Origin of the sequence: Nocardioides sp. YIM B13467 (genome assembly GCF_042788075.1) — a bacterium.
Lineage (GTDB): Bacteria > Actinomycetota > Actinomycetes > Propionibacteriales > Nocardioidaceae > Nocardioides.
Genome location: NZ_JBHZPJ010000046.1, coordinates 2,871,136 through 2,887,517 on the forward strand (window position 1 = coordinate 2,871,136; position 16,382 = coordinate 2,887,517).

The following is a 16,382-nucleotide window of genomic DNA, read 5'->3' on the forward strand; positions in this document are numbered from 1 at the left end:
GGATGAGCCATCCACACGAGCCGGTCGAGGAGTGGTGGCGCGGCCAGGTGGTCGCGCTCCACCGCTGGGGCCGGCTCGTGCTGCGTGACGAGGACGACTCGGTCCACCAGATGCGCGTGACCGTACGCAGGATGCGCAGCGTGCTGGCGACCTACCGTCCCTTCCTCGACCAGGAGCGGAGCGAGCCGCTCCGGGAGGAGCTGAAATGGCTCGGCGCCCTCCTCGGAGAGGTACGCGACGCAGAGGTTCTCCGCGGACGGCTGCGGCGCTGGGCGGCCGAGCACGGTCCAGGACCCACCGGTGTCGACGAGCTCCGGGCGGCGCTCGCCGAGCGCCAGTCCCAGGGGCGCGGGCTGCTGCTGCCGGAGCTGGACGGCGACCGCTACCGCACGCTGACCGCAGCCCTCGCCAACGGTCTGCCCTGGTCGGAGGCGCTCCCGGGCAAGAAGGCTCTGCGCAAGCGGCTCCGCCGCGGCTGGCGACGGCTGACGGCCGCGGCCGACGCGGCCGCGAATGCCGGCGATGCCGCCGAGCGTCACCGGCGCCTCCACGAGGTGCGCAAGAAGGCCAAGCGGGTCCGCTACGCGGCCGAGTCGCTGCGAGAGGTCTTCGGCAAGGACGCCGAGCTCGTCGAGAAGGCCGCCAAGTCGATCCAGTCGAACCTCGGCGACCTCAACGACGCCGCCGTCATGATCCGGACGATCCAGCTGGTCCCGGCGCCCGATGCGGCCGTCCGCGAGCTCCTGGCCGTCGAGCGAGCGGCCGCCGACGAGGCCGAGGAGCGGTTCGCCCCGGTCTGGAAGAAGGCGAACCGTCCGAAGGCCGTCGGGTGGCTGAGTCCCTGAGTCAGCAGGCGGGGCTCTAGCCGACGGGAAAGTCGAAGTAGGTGTCGAGGTAGGGCTCCTCGACCAGCGAGTAGTGCCACCACTCGCTGTCGTAGCGGCTGAACCCACACGCCTCCATGAGCGAGCACAGCTGCGACCGGTTGTGCGCCGCGACGTCGGAGACCCCGGCCGCACCGTGGTGGGAGATCTCGTCCATCAGGTCGTGGTCGCCACCCATGTCCAGCAGTTCGCCGGAAGCCAGGTCGAAGAGGGTCAGGTCGACGGTGCTGCCACGGCTGTGGCCGGATTTGGTGGCGACGTACCCCTTCTCGAACATCTCCGGTCGGGTGATCGAGGGATAGTGGGTGCGTTTACGGGCATCGTCCTCGGGCGAGGGCTCCTCGGCCCAGCGCAGGAACGCGTCGACGGCCCGCTGGGGGCGGTAGCCGTCCCACAGCAGGATCCCGAACCCGAGGGCGGCGGCCTTGTCCCGCGCCTGGGCGAGCGCGGCGCACAGCTCGCGGGTCCCGACGATGCGGTTCACCAGGTAGCCGTCGACGGGCTTGCCGGTGAAGTTGTCCCAGGTGGCGTACTTGCTGTCCCAGCGGATGCCCGGCGCCAGCTCGTCGACGAAGCCGAAGCCGTCTCTCATCGCGGGGTCTCTTCAAGAGCCAGGATGATCGCGCGGTCGAGGAACTCGGTCATCGAGATCCCGGCCGCGGCCATCATCCGTGGGTAGCGGCTGTACGAGGTGAGCCCGGGCAGGGTGTTGACCTCGTTGAGCACCACGGTGCCGTCCGCCTTGAGGAACATGTCGACCCGCGCCAGACCACGGCAGCCCAGCGCGCGGTAGACCCGCTGCGCCTCGGTCTTGACCAGCTCCTGCGCCTCGGCCGGGATGTCGGCGGGCACGATGAAGGTCGCGTTCTCCGAGCCGGTCTCGGGGGCGTCCTCCTGATGGATCTTGAAGAAGCCGTGCGAGAGCGCGACGTGGTCGACCTCGCCGGTGACCAGCTCGGCACCGGTGCCGAGGATCGCGCAGCCGATCTCCTCGGCGACGACGCCCTCCTCGATGAGCACCTTCTCGTCGTACTGCCGCGGGGGGGGGGACGNGCTTGATCTTCTCGGAGACGAGGACGCCGCCGGTCTCGAGGGCGGCGTTGAAGGAGAGGCCCCAGTCGGTGCGGTTGATCGCGACGGCACCCTCGAAGCCGACGCGGGTGTTGCCGAACGGGTCCTTGGCGGAGCCGGTCTGCTCGAACGGAACGGTGACCGACTTGGTGACGCCCTTGATGGTCAGGTCGCCGGTGATGTTCCAGGTCTCGCCGTCGAACTCGACCTCGGTCGACTCGAAGGTGATGTTGGGGTGAGCCTCGTTCTCGAAGAAGTCACCCGAGAGCAGGTGGCCGTCACGGTCGGCGTTGCCGGTGTCGACGGAGGCTGCCTTGATGGTCAGCGAGACCTTGGACTTCGCCGGCTCGGCGGTGTCGATCGTCGCCGTGCCCTCGAACTCCTTGAACGAGCCGCGGACGGTGGTCACCATCGCGTGGCGAGCCGAGAAGCCCAGGCGGGTGTGGGCGACGTCGAGGGTGTAGTCACCCGCGATGTCCTCGATGGCGGCGGTCGGGGTGTCGAACTCGGTCTCGGCGGGTGCCGTGTCCTTCTTGCTGAAAATGCCCATAGCGAATGTGCTCCTGGAAGAATTGGTTGAAACTGCAAGCATCATAACGGGGGAATCTCTCCCAATGTTCCCGCTCGCGTGGCCTTTCCTGACGACGAGGGAAAATTGGTTGCAGTGACAACGCTATCCCTAAACGCACGAGGCCCGCTCCCCTGTCGGGGGCGGGCCTCGGGAGCGTTGAGCGGTTGTCAGGCAGCGTGACGAGTGGTCGCGGGCGCACTGACTTCGACCCAGCGGGCCTCCATGTGCTTACGGCCGCGGCGGTCGACGACGGGGAGCCAGCGGAGCTCGAGCTTGCCAGTCACTTTATTTCCGTTCATCAGACACCTCCTGTTCACCTTGTGTTCACCTAAGGTACCGCACCCCCACTCCTATGTCCAAGTAGTCGGCCAGATGACGTGTGGTGCTCCACTTCGAGACACCGAAAGGTGCGATGCGGGTGCGTGGCGCCCCACTTGGGCTTAAAAGGCAAGTTCTGCCCGAAATCGGGCAGAAATTTGAACCTTGTTCCGTGGGTGGGTCACAGTTGGTGGAGTGAAGGCCGAGCAAGCGCTGATCGACCACCTGGTCGCCACCACCGGGCTCCTGCCCGCGGAGGCGGCGCGCGTGATCGAGGACGTGGTGGCGTACTTCGACGAACCGGTCGAGGCATACGTACGCCGCCGGCATGCACAGCTGAAGACCTACGGCGCGAAGAACGACGCGATCTTCGCGCAGCTCGCCGAGGAGCTTCGGGCGCGGGTCGTTGCCGCGCCGCAGCTGACCGAACGGCAGCTGCGACGGCTCATCTACGGATAGAACGGACAGGACACATGTGCGGAATCGTCGGCTACATCGGACCCCAGCAGGCCGCCGGCCTGCTCACCGAGGGGCTGGCCCGGCTGGAGCACCGCGGCTATGACTCGGCGGGCGTCGCGGTGCTGGGCAGCAGGCTCCAGGTGGTGAAGAAGGCCGGCCGCGTACGCGACCTGGTCGATGCGCTGCCGAAGCGGTTCTCCGGCAAGGTCGGCATCGGCCACACCCGGTGGGCGACCCATGGTCCGGCCAACGACACCAACGCCCACCCGCACGTCTCCGCCGATGGCCGGGTGGCCGTCGTCCACAACGGGATCGTCGACAACGCCGCCTCGCTGCGGGAGCGGCTCACCGAGGCGGGCGTCGAGCTGGTCAGCGACACCGACACCGAGGTCTTCGCCCACCTCATCGGAGCGTCGACCGCAGACACTCTGGAGGCCAAGGTCGTCGACGCGCTCTCCCAGGTAGAGGGCACCTGGGGCCTGGCCGTCGTGCACGCCGACTTCCCCGACCGCATGGTCGTCGCCCGCAACGGCTCGCCGCTGATCGTCGGCGTCGGCGACGGGGAGATGTACGTCGCCTCGGACCTGGCCGCCGTCGTACGCCACACCACCACCGTCGCCCACCTCGACGACGGCGAGCTCGCGACCATCACCGCGACCGGGTTCACGACCTTCCGCCAGGACCTGACGACGACCACCACGACGGCTCGCGAGGTCGATGTGGATCCGTCGGCGTACGAGTACGGCGAGCTCGCCGACGAGCCACGGATGTTCACCGAGATCCTGGAGCAGCCGTCCTCGGTCGAGCGGGCGCTGCGCGGCCGGCTCGACGAGCGGTTCGGCACGGCGCATCTCGGCGGGCTCAACCTCGACCCGCGCGAGCTGCGCGCGATCCGCCGGGTGAAGATCCTCGGCTGCGGCTCGGCCTATTACGTCGGCCAGATGGGCGCCGGACTGATCGAAGAGCTCGCGCGGGTCCCCGCCGACGCCGAGGCGGCGTCGGAGTTCCGCTACCGCAACCCGATCATCGAGCCGGACACCCTCTACGTCGCCGTATCCCAGTCCGGCGAGACGATCGACACGCTGCTCGCCGTCCAGGAGATCAAGCGCAAGGGCGGCCGGGTGCTCGGCGTCGTCAACGTCGTCGGCTCGGCGATCGCGCGCGCGGTCGACGGCGGCATCTACCTGCACGCCGGTCCGGAGATCGCGGTCGCCTCGACCAAGGCGCTCACCAACATGTTCGTCGCGTTCTCGCTCCTGGCGCTCCAGCTGGGACGCGTGCGTGACCTCTCGATCGCCGACGGGAAGCGGCTCATCGCCGGCCTGCAGGCGCTGCCGACCCAGATCGAGGAGATCCTCAAGAGCGAGTCCCACCTCGAGGAGGTCGCCGCACGGCTGGCCGAGGCCGAGTCGATGTTCTTCGTCGGTCGCGTACGTGGCTACCCGGTCGCGCGCGAAGGCGCCCAGAAGCTGAAGGAGATCTCCTACCGGCACGCCGAGGCCTATCAGACCTCCGAGCTCAAGCACGGCCCGCTCGCGCTGATCTCGGAGTCCGTTCCGACCGTGGCGATCGTGCCCCAGGACGAGCTGACCGACCGCAACGTCGCGGCTCTGCACGAGATCAGCGCCCGCCGCGGGCCGCTGGTCGTCGTCACCCACCCCGACGTCGACCTCGGCGAGCTCGACGCGCTGCGCGTGGACGTACCGAAGAACGAGGTCGAGCTCGACCCCATCCTGCTGACGATCCCGCTCCAGCTGATCGCCTTCCACGCCGCCAAGGCCCTCGGTCACGACGTCGACAAGCCCCGGAACCTCGCTAAATCGGTCACGGTCGAGTAGCGGTGTCCGCTTCAATGGGCCACATGCGCCTCGCAGGGATCAACATCCATCCGGTGAAGTCGACGGCGATCAGACCGGTCGAGGAGGCGTACGTCGGCAGGGCCGGGATCGTGGGAGACCGCGAGTGGATGGTCGTCGACGGCAGCGGCAAGCTGGTGACGGCTCGCGAGGTGAGGGAGCTGTTCAAGGTCGTGGCGGACACGCCCTCGACCGGCGGGCCCGCGGGCGTGGACCTGCTGCTGAACGCTCCCGAGACGGACCCGCTGGAGGTGGCGGTGCCGGAGCGGGAGGCGCCGGCCGTCGGCGTACGGTTCTTCGCGAAGTCGCTCACCGCGCAGGCGGTCGGGGAGCCTGCCGACGCGTGGCTGAGGAAGGCGCTCGGCCGCGACGATCTGAGGCTGATGTGGTGTGCCGACCCGACGAAGCGGGCGATGAACCCGGACAAGTATCGGCCCGGTGAGTTCGCCGCGTTCCACGACTCCTCGCCGGTGTCGCTGATCACCGACGCCTCGACCGACCAGATCGACGCGTGGGCCGAGGGCGAAGTCCCTGCGGAGCGCTTCCGTGCCAACCTGCTGATCGAGGGTGCCCCGGAGGCGTTCGCCGAGGACGGCTGGAGTGAGGTCGCGATCGGTGGCGCTCGGTTCCGGGTCGCAGCCCCGATCGACCGGTGCGTGATGACGACCATCGACGCCGACACGCTGGAGTCGGGCAAGGACCCGCTCCGGGCGCTCGCCAAGCATCGCCGCTGGGACGGCAAGGTCTGGGCGGCGGTGCATCTCGCGGTCGCTCATCCCGGCGAGATCGCGGTCGGCGACGAGGTCATCGTCTCCTGAGCGCCTCGAGCGAGGGGTGAGTGACGGGGCCCACCGCGCCGAGAAATGCATAGAACGTGCTATATGGGCCTACCGTTGCAGGGTGAGCACCGACCCTGAATCTGCCGTATCCACCACTACCGCGCCCGAGGAGCCGAGTGCGCCCAGCGGTGGGTCCAGCGTGGAGGCTGAGCAGGGTCCGACGTTCGACTCACTCGGCCTCTCCGCCGGTGTCCTCGAGGCCGTGAAGGCGCTCGGCTACGAGACGCCTTCGGCGATCCAGGCAGCGACGATCCCGTCGCTGCTCGAGGGCCGTGACGTCGTCGGTCTCGCGCAGACCGGCACCGGTAAGACCGCCGCGTTCGCGCTGCCGGTGCTCTCGAACCTCGACGTCTACCAGAACGCGCCGCAGGCGCTCGTGCTCGCGCCGACGCGCGAGCTGGCCCTGCAGGTGTGCGAGGCGTTCGAGCGTTACGCGTCCAACCTCGACGGCGTACGCATCCTGCCGGTCTACGGCGGCCAGGGCTACGGCCCGCAGCTGACCGCGCTGCGTCGTGGCGTCCACGTCGTCGTCGGCACCCCCGGCCGGATCATGGACCACCTGGAGAAGGGCACGCTCGACCTCTCCCAGCTGCGCTTCCTGGTGCTCGACGAGGCCGACGAGATGCTCAACATGGGCTTCGCGGAGGACGTCGAGACCATCCTCGCCGACACCCCCGAGGACAAGCAGGTCGCGCTCTTCTCGGCGACGATGCCTGCGCAGATCCGCCGGCTGTCGAAGAAGTACCTTCGCGACGCGAAGGAGATCTCGGTCAAGGCGAAGACCCAGACCGCCACCAACATCACCCAGCGCTACCTGATGGTGTCCTACCCCCAGAAGGTCGACGCGCTCACCCGCATCCTCGAGGTCGAGAACTTCGAGGGCATGATCGTCTTCACGCGCACCAAGTCCGAGACCGAGTCGCTGGCCGAGAAGCTGCGCGCGCGTGGCTTCGCCGCGACCGCGATCAACGGCGACATCGCCCAGGCCCAGCGCGAGAAGACCGTCAACCAGCTCAAGGACGGCTCGCTGGACATCCTGGTCGCGACCGACGTCGCGGCTCGCGGTCTCGACGTCGAGCGGATCTCGCACGTGGTCAACTACGACCTGCCGACCGATGTCGAGGCGTACGTCCACCGCATCGGCCGCACCGGGCGCGCCGGTCGCACCGGCGATGCGATCTCGTTCGTCACCCCGCGTGAGCGGTGGCTGCTGCGCGCGATCGAGAAGCACACCAAGGCACAGCCGGTGCAGATGCAGCTGCCCTCGGTCGACGAGGTCAACGCGACCCGCCTCTCCCGCTTCGACGACGGCATCACCGCCGCCCTGCAGGAGGGCGAGCGCATCGAGTTCTTCCGCGACGTGGTGCGTCACTACGTCGAGGAGCACGACATCCCCGAGGTCGACGTCGCGGCCGCTCTGGCCGCGGTGCTCCACGGCGAGGAGCCGCTGCTCCTCGACCCCGAGCCCGAGAAGCCCGCCTACGAGGACCGGCGCGGACGTCGCGACCGCGACGACCGCGGCAGCGACCGTGGCCCCCGCCGCGAGACGGGTACGTCGCGTCACACCGGGCAGCCCCTGGCCACCTACAAGATCCAGGTCGGCAAGCGCCACCGCGTCGAGCCCCGCCAGATCGTCGGCGCCATCGCCAACGAGGGCGGCCTGCGTCGCGCCGACTTCGGCAACATCTCCATCCGCAACGACTTCTCGCTCGTCGAGCTTCCTGCGGACCTGGCTCCCGAGACCTGGAAGGCGCTCGAGTCGACCCGCATCTCCGGCAAGCTCATCGAGCTCTCCGAGGACTCCGGCGGCGGCCCCGTGCGTCGTTCCGGTGGTCGCTTCGACAAGGGCGGCCGACCGGGCAGCTCCGACTTCGGCGACCGTCCCCGCAAGCCGCGGCAGAAGCGCAAGTTCGACTGACGTTGGGATACCCGGTTAACCGGGTATCCCTGCACTTCTCAGGCATTGCAACGCCTGAGAAGTGCAGGCATTGCCTGAACGCCGTGACGGAAGTGGCGAGAGGGACGGCCTGACGAGCCTTCGCCCACGCGTCAGCCCGCGGGCGACCGCTGCCTGAGCGGCTGCGGCATTCGTGTTTTCAGCAGGCGGCGAGGGTGCGCTGGGCGGAGAGGGCGACCAGGGCGAACGGCGCGGCCATGAAGGCCAGCGCGCTGAGAGCCAGGAACACGGTGAGGCCGCCGGTCAGGGCCAGCATGGTGAAGCCGATGATCGGCACGATCATGGACGTGGCCAGGGACCAGGCGGCGGTCAGCCGAGCCGTACGGCGCCCTATCCGGAGCCAACGCTGACCGATCGCGGTCACCGCCAGGGCGACCAGGGCACCGAGGGCGCCTGCTGTGCCTACGTACCCGATGACGATGTCGAGGAAGTGGAAGAGGCCGCTGTCCGGAGCGGCTGAGTGGGCGCTCGCGCCGAGGTCGATCCCGCCGTCCCACAGGAAGGCCTGGGGGAGCATGACGAGGACGAGCAGGACGGCCGTACGTCGGGCGGCGCCGATCGCGACGGTGTCGCGGAATCCGGGGGCGACGTCGTCGACCGAACCGAAGTCGCGCAGGGCGAGCGCCTCGGCCTCGGTGGGCGTGTAGCCCGCGGCGGTGTAGGCGTCGGTCGCGTCCTCGAGGTGGTCTCCGGCCTCGCGCAGGAGGTCGCGCCGGGTCCAGCTCGGGCCGGGGATCGCGGCGCGCAGGTCCGCAAGGTAGACGTCGACGGCGCTCATGCGCTCATCTTCTGTCCTCGGCCGTGTCGGCCACATCAGGGAACTCCCTGAATGACTCTCCAGAAGTGCCGTCTCGGCCGGCAAAAGTGCCGTCTCGGCCGACGCGACTGCCGTCTCGGCGAGGGGTCAGGCTTCGCCGAGTACGCCGGAGACGACCTTGGCGAAGGTCCGCCACTCCTGGCGGTGGGCGGCGAGGGCGTTGCGGCCGGCGGAGGAGAGCTCGTAGGTGCGGCGCTTGCGGCCGCCGACCTCGGACCATGAGCTGTCGAGGTAGCCGGCCTTCTCCAAGCGACGCAGCGCGGGGTAGATGGTGCCGGTGGGGAGGTCGAGCTCGCCACCGCTGCGCGCGCTCAGGGCCTCGATGATCGCGTAGCCGTGGAGGGGCTGCTTCTCGACGACGGCCAGGATCAGCGAGTCGAGGTGGCCGCGGAGGGCATCGGCTTTCATGTAGACAGCCTACACAGTCCGTCGTACATTGTCTCCATACATGTTGCCAGGCTACCTATAGCCAGGCGAGACACGACAGGAGACATGATGACCACACAGACGATCACGAGACCCAGTCCGCTGCGGCGGCTGGCGTCCTTCTCCCAACGCCATCACTGGACCGCGCTGCTGCTGTGGGTGGTCGTCCTGGTGGGCGTGACGGCGGCGGCGCAGAGCATCGGCGACGACTACCGCAACTCTTTCGACATCCCGGGCACCCAGTCGCAGGAGATGGCCGACCTGCAGGCGAAGCACGGCGGATCGACCGGTGACGAGGTGCGCGCGGTCATCCACGACGAGCGCGGTTGGAACACCGACGAGCAGGCCGTGGATCAGCTGCTCGCCGACCTCGCCGAGGTTCCTCACGTCGAGACTGTCGAGGCGGCGGATCCGCAGCGCGGGTCGGTGAGCGAGGACGGTACGACCGCGCTGGTCACCGTCGTGATGGACGCCGAGGCCGGCGAGCTCCCCGTGAGCGCCTACGAGCCGTTCCTCGAGCTGGCGGACGAGACGTCGACCGAAGACCTCCAGGTCGAGATGGCCGGCGACTCGATGCGCGAGGTGAACGAGGGCGAGGGCGGCAGCTCCGAGGGGATGGGCATGCTCGCCGCGCTGGTGATCATGCTGTTCATGTTCGGCTCGTTCCTGGCGGCGAGCCTGCCGCTGATCACCGCGATCTTCGCGGTCGGCACGACCTTCGGCGTGGTCACGCTGCTCTCGCACCTGACGACGATCCCGGACTACACCGCGCCGATGCTGATGATCGTCGGGCTCGGTGTGGGCATCGACTACGCGCTGCTGGTCTTCTCGCGCTACCGCAGCGAGCTGCTCGGCGGCGCCACCCGCGAGGACGCCACGGCGACCGCGATCGACACCGCCGGCCGCTCGGTCCTCTTCGCCGGCGTCAGCGTGATCCTCGCTCTCTGCGGCCTCTACGTGCTGCAGCTGACCTCGATCCAGGGGGTCGTGCTCGGCGTCGCCCTCACCGTCCTGATGACGATGATCGCCGCGGTCACCCTGCTGCCGTCGCTGCTGACGGTGTTCGGCAAGCGCCTGGAGAAGTCCGTACGCAAGCACGCTGCCCGGTCGCGGCGGGAGCCCGGCCAGCGCTGGCGGGCCTGGGCCTCCGGTGTCCAGCGGCACCCGTGGGCCGCGCTGGTCGTCTCCCTGGTCGCTCTCGGCGCGCTGGCCACCCCGGTCCTTGGCCTCCAGCTCGGCTTCGCCGACGCCGGCAACGACGACCCATCCTCGACCACGCGGAAGGCGTACGACCTGGTCAGTGACAAGTTCGGCCCCGGTGCCAATGGCCCGCTCATCATCATGACCGAGGGCTCCCAGGAGCAGGCGGTCGCTGCGTACGAGAAGGTCACGGGGTACGAAGGCGTGGCCTCCGTGACCCCGCCGCAGCCGTCGGCCGACGGTGCGGTGTACACCTCCATCGCCTTCCCGGAGACCGGCCCGCAGGACGCCGAGACCACCGAGCTGGTCAAGGATCTGCGCGCCGATCTCGGCGACGACGTTCTTGTCGGCGGATCGACCGCGGCACTGATCGACTACTCCGACGCGGTCGGGGAGAAGCTGCCGCTCTTCATCGGGCTCGTCGTCGGGCTCTCCGCGCTGCTGCTGATGTGCGTATTCCGGTCCGTGGCGGTCGCGATCAAGGCGGCCATCCTCAACCTCCTCTCGATCGGTGCCTCGATGGGCGCGATGACGTACGTGTTCCAAGAGGGGCTGTTCGGGGTCGAGCCCGGTCCGATCGAGGCGTTCCTGCCGGTGATGACCTTCGCGATCGTCTTCGGGCTCTCGATGGACTACGAGGTCTTCCTGATCTCGCGGATGCGGGAGGAGTGGCTTCGCAGCGGAGATGCCCAGGAGGCGGTCCGGGAGGGGCTGGCGCACACCGGCGGCGTCATCACCGCGGCCGCCGCGATCATGGTGGTGGTCTTCGGTGCCTTCTGGTTCAGCCCCGACCGGATGCTGCAGGAGATGGGCTTCGTGATGGCGGTGGCGGTCCTGCTCGACGCGGTCGTGGTGCGGTGCCTCATCGTGCCGGCGGTGATGCGGCTGCTCGGCGCCGGTGCCTGGTGGCTGCCGCGGTGGCTCGACCGGCTCCTGCCGAGGCTGCAGAACGTCGGATGAACCCGGGTAAGCGGGTTCCGGACAGTTACTTGGACGTGAAACAAATTTCCTGCGGAGAGACGTAAGGGCGCGTACAACCGAAGGGAAGGACCGCAACCCCAAGCGGTCCCTGGCTTTCGGGAGTTGCCATGAACGGTTTGACCTTCCGCCTGTCCAAAGTCCGCCTCGCGGTCTCCCTCACCTCCATCGCCCTTCTCGGCGCCGGCCTCGCCGTCGCCCCCGGCTCCCCAGCCGCCGCGGATCCGATTGCTTCGGGCTTCGCTTCAGCAGCTGGGGAGCCTTACGTCGCGCTCGGCGACTCCTACTCCTCAGGAGTAGGAACCCGCAGCTACATCAACGACGGCAGCAACTGCATGCGGTCGACCCTGGCGTACCCGAGCCTGGTCGCCGCGGCGAAGAGCTACAGCCTCAACTTCCGCGCCTGCTCGGGCGCGGTCGTCGCCGACGTCACCAACAGCCAGCTCAGCGCACTGTCCAGCTCGACCCGTTACGTGACCATCTCCGTCGGTGGCAACGACGCCGGCTTCGCCGACGTGATCACCGAGTGCGCTCTCCCCGCCTGGGCGAGCGACTGCGCGGGAGCCGTCGCGGGTGCGCAGAACTACATCCGCAACACGCTTCCGGCCAGCCTCGGGACGCTCTACTCGAGGATCCGGTCGGCCGCGCCCAGTGCGAAGGTGGTGGTCGTGGGCTACCCGAAGCTGTTCATGGGCGAGGACTGCAACGCGTTCACCTGGTTCAGTCCGTCGGACGAGGCGATCCTCAACGACACCGCGGTGCTCCTCAACAACACCACGGCCTCGCGGGCGAGCGCTGCCGGGTTCGGCTACGTCAACCCGATCAGCCGGTTCACCGGACACGCGGTCTGTGACGACCCCGAGTGGGTCAACGGGCTCTCCAACCCGATCGAGGAGTCCTACCACGCCAACACCGCCGGCCATCGTGACGGCTACACCCCTCTGGTGAGCTCGCCGCTCACCGGCGCCGCCGTCACCGCGACCCCAGGCGTGGTCGCCGCGGCCGAGGCGACCGGTCCCGCACAGGCCGCCAAGCAGAGGAAGTACGCCGCCCTCGACCGCCACATCGAGCCGAAGGTGTTCCAGCCGCCGACCCGTGAGCGTCTGGAGAAGCTCGCCGACCAGCGCGGCGTCGACCTGGACGCCTGGCTGGAGACGCACTGATCCAGGTGGTGGTGAAGCCGGGCGTGTCCACCAGGCGCGCTCGGCTTCACAACCTCCGCGTTGGACGGGTGTAACCCAATCTTGGGGGCAAGGCTGATAGAACCGTTCCATGCGAGTCTCCCGGGGCATAGCGGCCCTTGCTGTTGCCTTACCGCTGCTTGCCGCATGTGGTGGGGCCAAGGAACCGGGTCCGAGCATGTCGACCCTGACCACGGCGCTGGAGACCGGCACCTTCACGAAGGTCGACTTCGTGGCGAAGACCGATCCCGCTGCCGTCGCCGCCGACTACAGCGATCTGACGGGCAACCTGTTCGGGAAGCTGGGCGCGCCCGACGTGTCCGCGACCAAGCCGGTCTTCTCCGGCCACGGCACCGACAGCGCGAAGTCGACGCTCACCTGGGCGTGGGGACTGCCGGGCGGCCGGTGGACCTATGAGTCGGAGGTCGAGCTCCGCAAGACCGACGAGAAGTGGGAGTTCGTCTGGGAGCCGACGGTCGTCGCCCCGACGCTCGCCGAAGGACGCAGCCTCCACGTCGAGACCGTCCAGCAGCAGCGCGGCGAGATCCTGAGTACGTCCGGAGCGACCCTGGTCGCGGATCGACCGGTCGTCACGGTCGGCATCGACAAGACCCTGATCGACCCGGTGGCGGCTCCCGCGGCCGCCCGCGACGTCGCCGCGATCGTCGGCATCAACCCGAAGCGCTACGCCAAGCGCGTCAAGGCGGCCGGTGACAAGGCTTTCGTCGAGGCGCTCTCGATCCGCAAGCCGATGATGACGAAGGCCAAAGCCGCGAAGATCGCCAAGATCAAGGGCGCCGCGATGCTCAACCGGACCCTCCCGCTCGGCCCGACCAAGGAGTTCGCCTCGCCGGTCGTCGGCATCGTCGGTGAGGTCACGGCGGAGATGATGAAGAAGAAGCCCGGGACCTACCTCCCGGGTGATCTCGCCGGTCTCTCCGGCCTGCAGGCGCGCTACGACGAGCAGCTGCGGGGGAAGCCCGGGCTGCAGGTCGCGGTGCTCGGCGACGAGGGGGAGGTCCTCAAGCGGCTCTACAGCACCGACCCGATCGATGGGAAGTCGCTGACCGTCACCCTCGACGAGCGGCTGCAGAAGAACGCCGAGAAGATCCTGAAGCGCGTCAAGCCCGAGAGCGCCCTGGTGGCGATCCGGCCCAGCGACGGTGCCGTGCTGGTCGCCGCCAACGGCGAGGACAACAAGATGAACCTGGCCACCTACGGCCAGGCGGCGCCGGGCTCGACCTTCAAGGCCGCGACCACGCTGGCCCTGCTGCGCAAGGGGCTCAACGCCAAGAGTCAGGTCAAGTGCCCGGCCAAGGCCACCGTCGACGGCAAGACCTTCAAGAACGACTCCTGGTATCCGAAGTCGGCCCTCGGCGAGATCACCCTCGCCCACGCGGTCGCCGAGTCCTGCAACACCGCCATGGTCGGCGTGGCCGGCGAGGTCGGCCACGCCGAGATCGCCTCCGCCGCCGCTTCGCTGGGCTTCGGCATCGACCGCGACGCCGGCTTCACCTCCTACTTCGGCCAGATCCCCGAGCCCGCGGGCGAGACCGAGCACGCCGCGGACTTGATCGGACAGGGCAAGGTGCTCGCCTCGCCGCTCGTGATGGCCGCCGTCATCGGCTCCATCCAGGCCGGTCACACCGTGGTCCCGACCCTCGTCGAGGGCCAGGTCGCCAAGCCGTCGGGCGTCGAGCCGCTCGCCGCCGACGAGGCCGAGCAGCTGCGTACGATCTTCCGGGGTGTGGTCACTGACGGCACCGGCCGCGGCCTGGCCGATGTTCCGGGCAAGCCCGTGATCGCCAAGACCGGCACGGCCGAGTTCGACCGCAACGGCAAGCGCCTCACGCACACCTGGATGATCGCGGCGCAGGGCGACCTGGCCGTCGCCGTCTACGTCGACGAGGGCGAGAACGGTGCCGCCACCTCGGGCCCGCTCGTCGAGGCGTTCCTGCGGATGGTCAACGAGCGATAGAGACCGGCAAAATAAGATGTGGCCCGGCCGTGAGGCCGGGCCACATNCACTGGCAGCCGAGACCGGCCTGAAGGTCACCGTCTGGGACGAGGATCAGCTCGCGGCGGAAGGTTTCGGAGGCATCGTTGCGGTCGGCCAGGGCTCGGCGACCCCGCCGAGGCTGATCCGTCTCGACTACACGCCCCGCAAGGCGGGCCGGCTGAACTCCTTGAAGACGGCTCCGACCGTGGTGCTGGTCGGCAAGGGCATCACCTTCGACACCGGCGGGCTCAACATCAAGCCCGGCGACGGCATGCTCAACATGAAGCGCGACATGACCGGCGGCGCGGTGGTGCTCGCGGTGATGTCGGCGCTGGCCGAGATCGGCTGCCCGGTCAAGGTGGTCGGCCTCATCGCCGCCGCTGAGAACGCCATCTCCGGCTCGGCGCTGCGCCCCGGCGACGTGGTCACCCACTACGGCGGCCGCACCTCCGAGGTCACCAACACCGACGCGGAGGGCCGCCTCGTGCTGGCCGACGCGATGGCGTACGCCGTCGACAAGCTCAAGCCGGCCGCCCTGGTCGACATCGCCACCCTCACCGGTGCGATGCGGGTGGCGCTCGGGCAGACGATGGCCGGCTACTTCGCCGACGACGACGCGCTTGCGACGCTGCTGGCCGAGGCGTCCGAGGCCTCCGGCGAGACGCTGTGGCGGATGCCCTTGGTCGCCGACTACGAGGACAAGCTCTCCTCGAAGGTCGCCGACGCCGACAACGCACCCGGCGGGCCCGGTGCCATCACCGCCGCGCTCTTCCTGCACCACTTCACCGGTGGTGTCCCGTGGGCCCACATCGATGTCGCCTGCGGTGACGCGTACGCCGACGTCCACGAGCTCACTCCCGGCCCCACCGGCTTCGGTGCCCGGGTCCTCCTCAGCTGGCTGGCGAGCGCCGACCCGCTCTCCGGCGTCGGTTCCTGACGAGACGTCACCCGCGTCGGCCGAGAGGTCACGTACGTCGGCCGAGATGGCACTCAGGTGCCGCCTCGGCCGACGGGGCTGACGTCTCCGCTAGGACTTTCGGGCGAGCAGGAGGCCGTCGCCCACCGGGAGCAGCAGCGGGATGAGGCCGTCGTTGTCGGCAACCTGCTGGTTGAGCTCGCGGATGGTGGCGGTCTCCTCGTCGCGTACAGACGGGTCGGCCACGCGGTCGTGCCACAGCGCGTTGTCGAAGGCGACGACGCCGCCGGGACGGAGCAGGCGCAGCGCTTCCTTGAGGTAGGCCGAGTATTCGGTCTTGTCGCCGTCGACGAACACCAGGTCGTAGTGGTCGTCCGTGAGCCGGGGGAGCACGTCGAGGGCGGCGCCGGCGATGCACCGCGCCTGCCGCTGGCCGAAGCCGGCCTCGGTGAAGCTCTGGCGGGCCAGCCGCTGGTGCTCGGTCTCGATGTCGACGGTGGTCAGGACCCCCTCGGGGCGCATGCCGCGCAGCAGCCACAGCCCGGAGACACCCGTGCCGGTGCCGACCTCGACGACGTTCTTGGCGTCGAGGACGGAGGCGAGGAAGCGCAGCGCCGCACCGCCGCCGGGCCCGATGGGTGCGACTCCGACCTCCTCGGCCCGGGATCGGGCGGCTGCGAGGAGGTCGTCCTCCGCGACGAACTCGTCGGCGTAGGTCCAACTTGCGGTCGAGACAGGGCTGGTCACACCCCAAAACCTAACCTGTTTCGCGCAACGGTGCGGGAACGCCTGATCCAACTTGTGCGTTAGTAAGGCACGGGAAGAGGAAAAATAGGAGCCTCACAGGCAACTCTCAGCCCTTCAGGTCCCAGGCGATCTAACGTAGGAGATGTCAGCGATCAGCGAGACA

General features: G+C 69.0%; 14 protein-coding genes and 2 pseudogenes. 9 read left to right on the forward strand and 7 right to left on the reverse strand.

Going from position 1 to position 16,382, the window contains the following annotated elements:
* The first annotated feature begins 2 nt into the window (after nucleotides 1-2).
* Nucleotides 3-845: a CHAD domain-containing protein gene (locus ACFX43_RS20855; RefSeq protein WP_378834130.1), complete on the forward strand. Its 843-nt coding sequence runs from the start codon at nucleotides 3-5 to the stop codon at nucleotides 843-845.
* A gap of 16 nt (nucleotides 846-861) precedes the next feature.
* Here the strand turns inward: ACFX43_RS20855 and vanX are convergent, their stop codons facing one another.
* From vanX to ACFX43_RS20875, 4 genes and pseudogenes are all read right to left on the reverse strand, one after another.
* Nucleotides 862-1,476 carry a D-Ala-D-Ala dipeptidase VanX gene (gene vanX, locus ACFX43_RS20860; RefSeq protein WP_378834132.1) on the reverse strand — a complete coding sequence of 205 codons (615 nt, stop codon included), beginning with the start codon at nucleotides 1,474-1,476 and terminating at the stop codon, nucleotides 862-864.
* Nucleotides 1,473-1,922, reverse strand: a pseudogene (locus ACFX43_RS20865) (ATP-grasp domain-containing protein); the annotation flags it as partial. The gene vanX and the pseudogene ACFX43_RS20865, both read right to left, overlap by 4 nt.
* 76 nt (nucleotides 1,923-1,998) lie before the next feature.
* Nucleotides 1,999-2,550: pseudogene (locus ACFX43_RS20870) on the reverse strand (YceI family protein); the annotation flags it as partial.
* A 143-nt stretch (nucleotides 2,551-2,693) separates the two neighbouring features.
* Nucleotides 2,694-2,825 (reverse strand): hypothetical protein, encoded by a 132-nt coding sequence (locus ACFX43_RS20875; RefSeq protein ID WP_281285070.1) that lies wholly within the window; start codon nucleotides 2,823-2,825, stop codon nucleotides 2,694-2,696.
* 214 nt (nucleotides 2,826-3,039) lie between these two features.
* Between ACFX43_RS20875 and ACFX43_RS20880 the strand changes: the two genes are divergently transcribed.
* The 4 genes from ACFX43_RS20880 to ACFX43_RS20895 all read left to right on the forward strand — a co-directional run bounded on the left by ACFX43_RS20880 (nucleotide 3,040) and on the right by ACFX43_RS20895 (nucleotide 7,916).
* Nucleotides 3,040-3,303, forward strand: a complete 264-nt coding sequence (locus tag ACFX43_RS20880) for a hypothetical protein (protein ID WP_378834137.1) — start codon at nucleotides 3,040-3,042, stop codon at nucleotides 3,301-3,303.
* Between the two features lie 14 nt (nucleotides 3,304-3,317).
* Entirely contained in the window at nucleotides 3,318-5,141 is a 1,824-nt protein-coding gene (gene glmS, locus ACFX43_RS20885; protein ID WP_350839942.1) for a glutamine--fructose-6-phosphate transaminase (isomerizing), read from the forward strand.
* Between the two features lie 23 nt (nucleotides 5,142-5,164).
* A complete protein-coding gene (locus ACFX43_RS20890; RefSeq protein ID WP_378834142.1) occupies nucleotides 5,165-5,977 on the forward strand; it encodes an MOSC domain-containing protein in 813 nt (270 codons plus the stop codon).
* A gap of 82 nt (nucleotides 5,978-6,059) precedes the next feature.
* Complete coding sequence (locus ACFX43_RS20895; RefSeq protein WP_378834145.1) at nucleotides 6,060-7,916, forward strand: DEAD/DEAH box helicase; 1,857 nt, start codon at nucleotides 6,060-6,062, stop codon at nucleotides 7,914-7,916.
* A gap of 178 nt (nucleotides 7,917-8,094) precedes the next feature.
* Here ACFX43_RS20895 and ACFX43_RS20900 read toward each other — a convergent pair whose 3' ends face one another.
* Nucleotides 8,095-8,733 (reverse strand): permease prefix domain 1-containing protein, encoded by a 639-nt coding sequence (locus ACFX43_RS20900; RefSeq protein ID WP_378834147.1) that lies wholly within the window; start codon nucleotides 8,731-8,733, stop codon nucleotides 8,095-8,097.
* A 126-nt stretch (nucleotides 8,734-8,859) separates the two neighbouring features.
* Entirely contained in the window at nucleotides 8,860-9,180 is a 321-nt protein-coding gene (locus ACFX43_RS20905) for a PadR family transcriptional regulator (protein WP_008356007.1), read from the reverse strand.
* Nucleotides 9,181-9,267: 87 nt separating this feature from the next.
* Here ACFX43_RS20905 and ACFX43_RS20910 point away from each other — a divergent pair, with 87 nt between their 5' ends.
* The 4 genes from ACFX43_RS20910 to ACFX43_RS20925 all read left to right on the forward strand — a co-directional run bounded on the left by ACFX43_RS20910 (nucleotide 9,268) and on the right by ACFX43_RS20925 (nucleotide 15,493).
* Nucleotides 9,268-11,358 carry an MMPL family transporter gene (locus ACFX43_RS20910; RefSeq protein ID WP_378834152.1) on the forward strand — a complete coding sequence of 697 codons (2,091 nt, stop codon included), beginning with the start codon at nucleotides 9,268-9,270 and terminating at the stop codon, nucleotides 11,356-11,358.
* A gap of 128 nt (nucleotides 11,359-11,486) precedes the next feature.
* A complete protein-coding gene (locus ACFX43_RS20915) occupies nucleotides 11,487-12,539 on the forward strand; it encodes an SGNH/GDSL hydrolase family protein (RefSeq protein WP_378834156.1) in 1,053 nt (350 codons plus the stop codon).
* 196 nt (nucleotides 12,540-12,735) lie between these two features.
* Nucleotides 12,736-14,535, forward strand: a complete 1,800-nt coding sequence (locus ACFX43_RS20920; RefSeq protein ID WP_378834159.1) for a penicillin-binding transpeptidase domain-containing protein — start codon at nucleotides 12,736-12,738, stop codon at nucleotides 14,533-14,535.
* Between the two features lie 16 nt (nucleotides 14,536-14,551).
* Entirely contained in the window at nucleotides 14,552-15,493 is a 942-nt protein-coding gene (locus tag ACFX43_RS20925) for a leucyl aminopeptidase family protein (protein WP_378834161.1), read from the forward strand.
* A gap of 90 nt (nucleotides 15,494-15,583) precedes the next feature.
* Here ACFX43_RS20925 and ACFX43_RS20930 read toward each other — a convergent pair whose 3' ends face one another.
* Nucleotides 15,584-16,219, reverse strand: coding sequence for an O-methyltransferase (locus ACFX43_RS20930; protein ID WP_378834165.1), 636 nt, complete (start codon nucleotides 16,217-16,219; stop codon nucleotides 15,584-15,586).
* Nucleotides 16,220-16,382: the final 163 nt, after the last annotated feature.

What these genes read in the sequence shown, in the direction of transcription:
- ACFX43_RS20855 (WP_378834130.1), top strand. Translation starts at nt 3, where the DNA reads ATGAGCCATCCACACGAGCCGGTCGAGGAGTGGTGGCGCGGCCAGGTG.
- vanX (WP_378834132.1), bottom strand. Translation starts at nt 1,476, where the DNA reads ATGAGAGACGGCTTCGGCTTCGTCGACGAGCTGGCGCCGGGCATCCGC.
- ACFX43_RS20875 (WP_281285070.1), bottom strand. Translation starts at nt 2,825, where the DNA reads ATGAACGGAAATAAAGTGACTGGCAAGCTCGAGCTCCGCTGGCTCCCC.
- glmS (WP_350839942.1), top strand. Translation starts at nt 3,318, where the DNA reads ATGTGCGGAATCGTCGGCTACATCGGACCCCAGCAGGCCGCCGGCCTG.
- ACFX43_RS20890 (WP_378834142.1), top strand. Translation starts at nt 5,165, where the DNA reads ATGCGCCTCGCAGGGATCAACATCCATCCGGTGAAGTCGACGGCGATC.
- ACFX43_RS20900 (WP_378834147.1), bottom strand. Translation starts at nt 8,733, where the DNA reads ATGAGCGCCGTCGACGTCTACCTTGCGGACCTGCGCGCCGCGATCCCC.
- ACFX43_RS20905 (WP_008356007.1), bottom strand. Translation starts at nt 9,180, where the DNA reads ATGAAAGCCGATGCCCTCCGCGGCCACCTCGACTCGCTGATCCTGGCC.
- ACFX43_RS20910 (WP_378834152.1), top strand. Translation starts at nt 9,268, where the DNA reads ATGACCACACAGACGATCACGAGACCCAGTCCGCTGCGGCGGCTGGCG.
- ACFX43_RS20915 (WP_378834156.1), top strand. Translation starts at nt 11,487, where the DNA reads ATGAACGGTTTGACCTTCCGCCTGTCCAAAGTCCGCCTCGCGGTCTCC.
- ACFX43_RS20920 (WP_378834159.1), top strand. Translation starts at nt 12,736, where the DNA reads ATGTCGACCCTGACCACGGCGCTGGAGACCGGCACCTTCACGAAGGTC.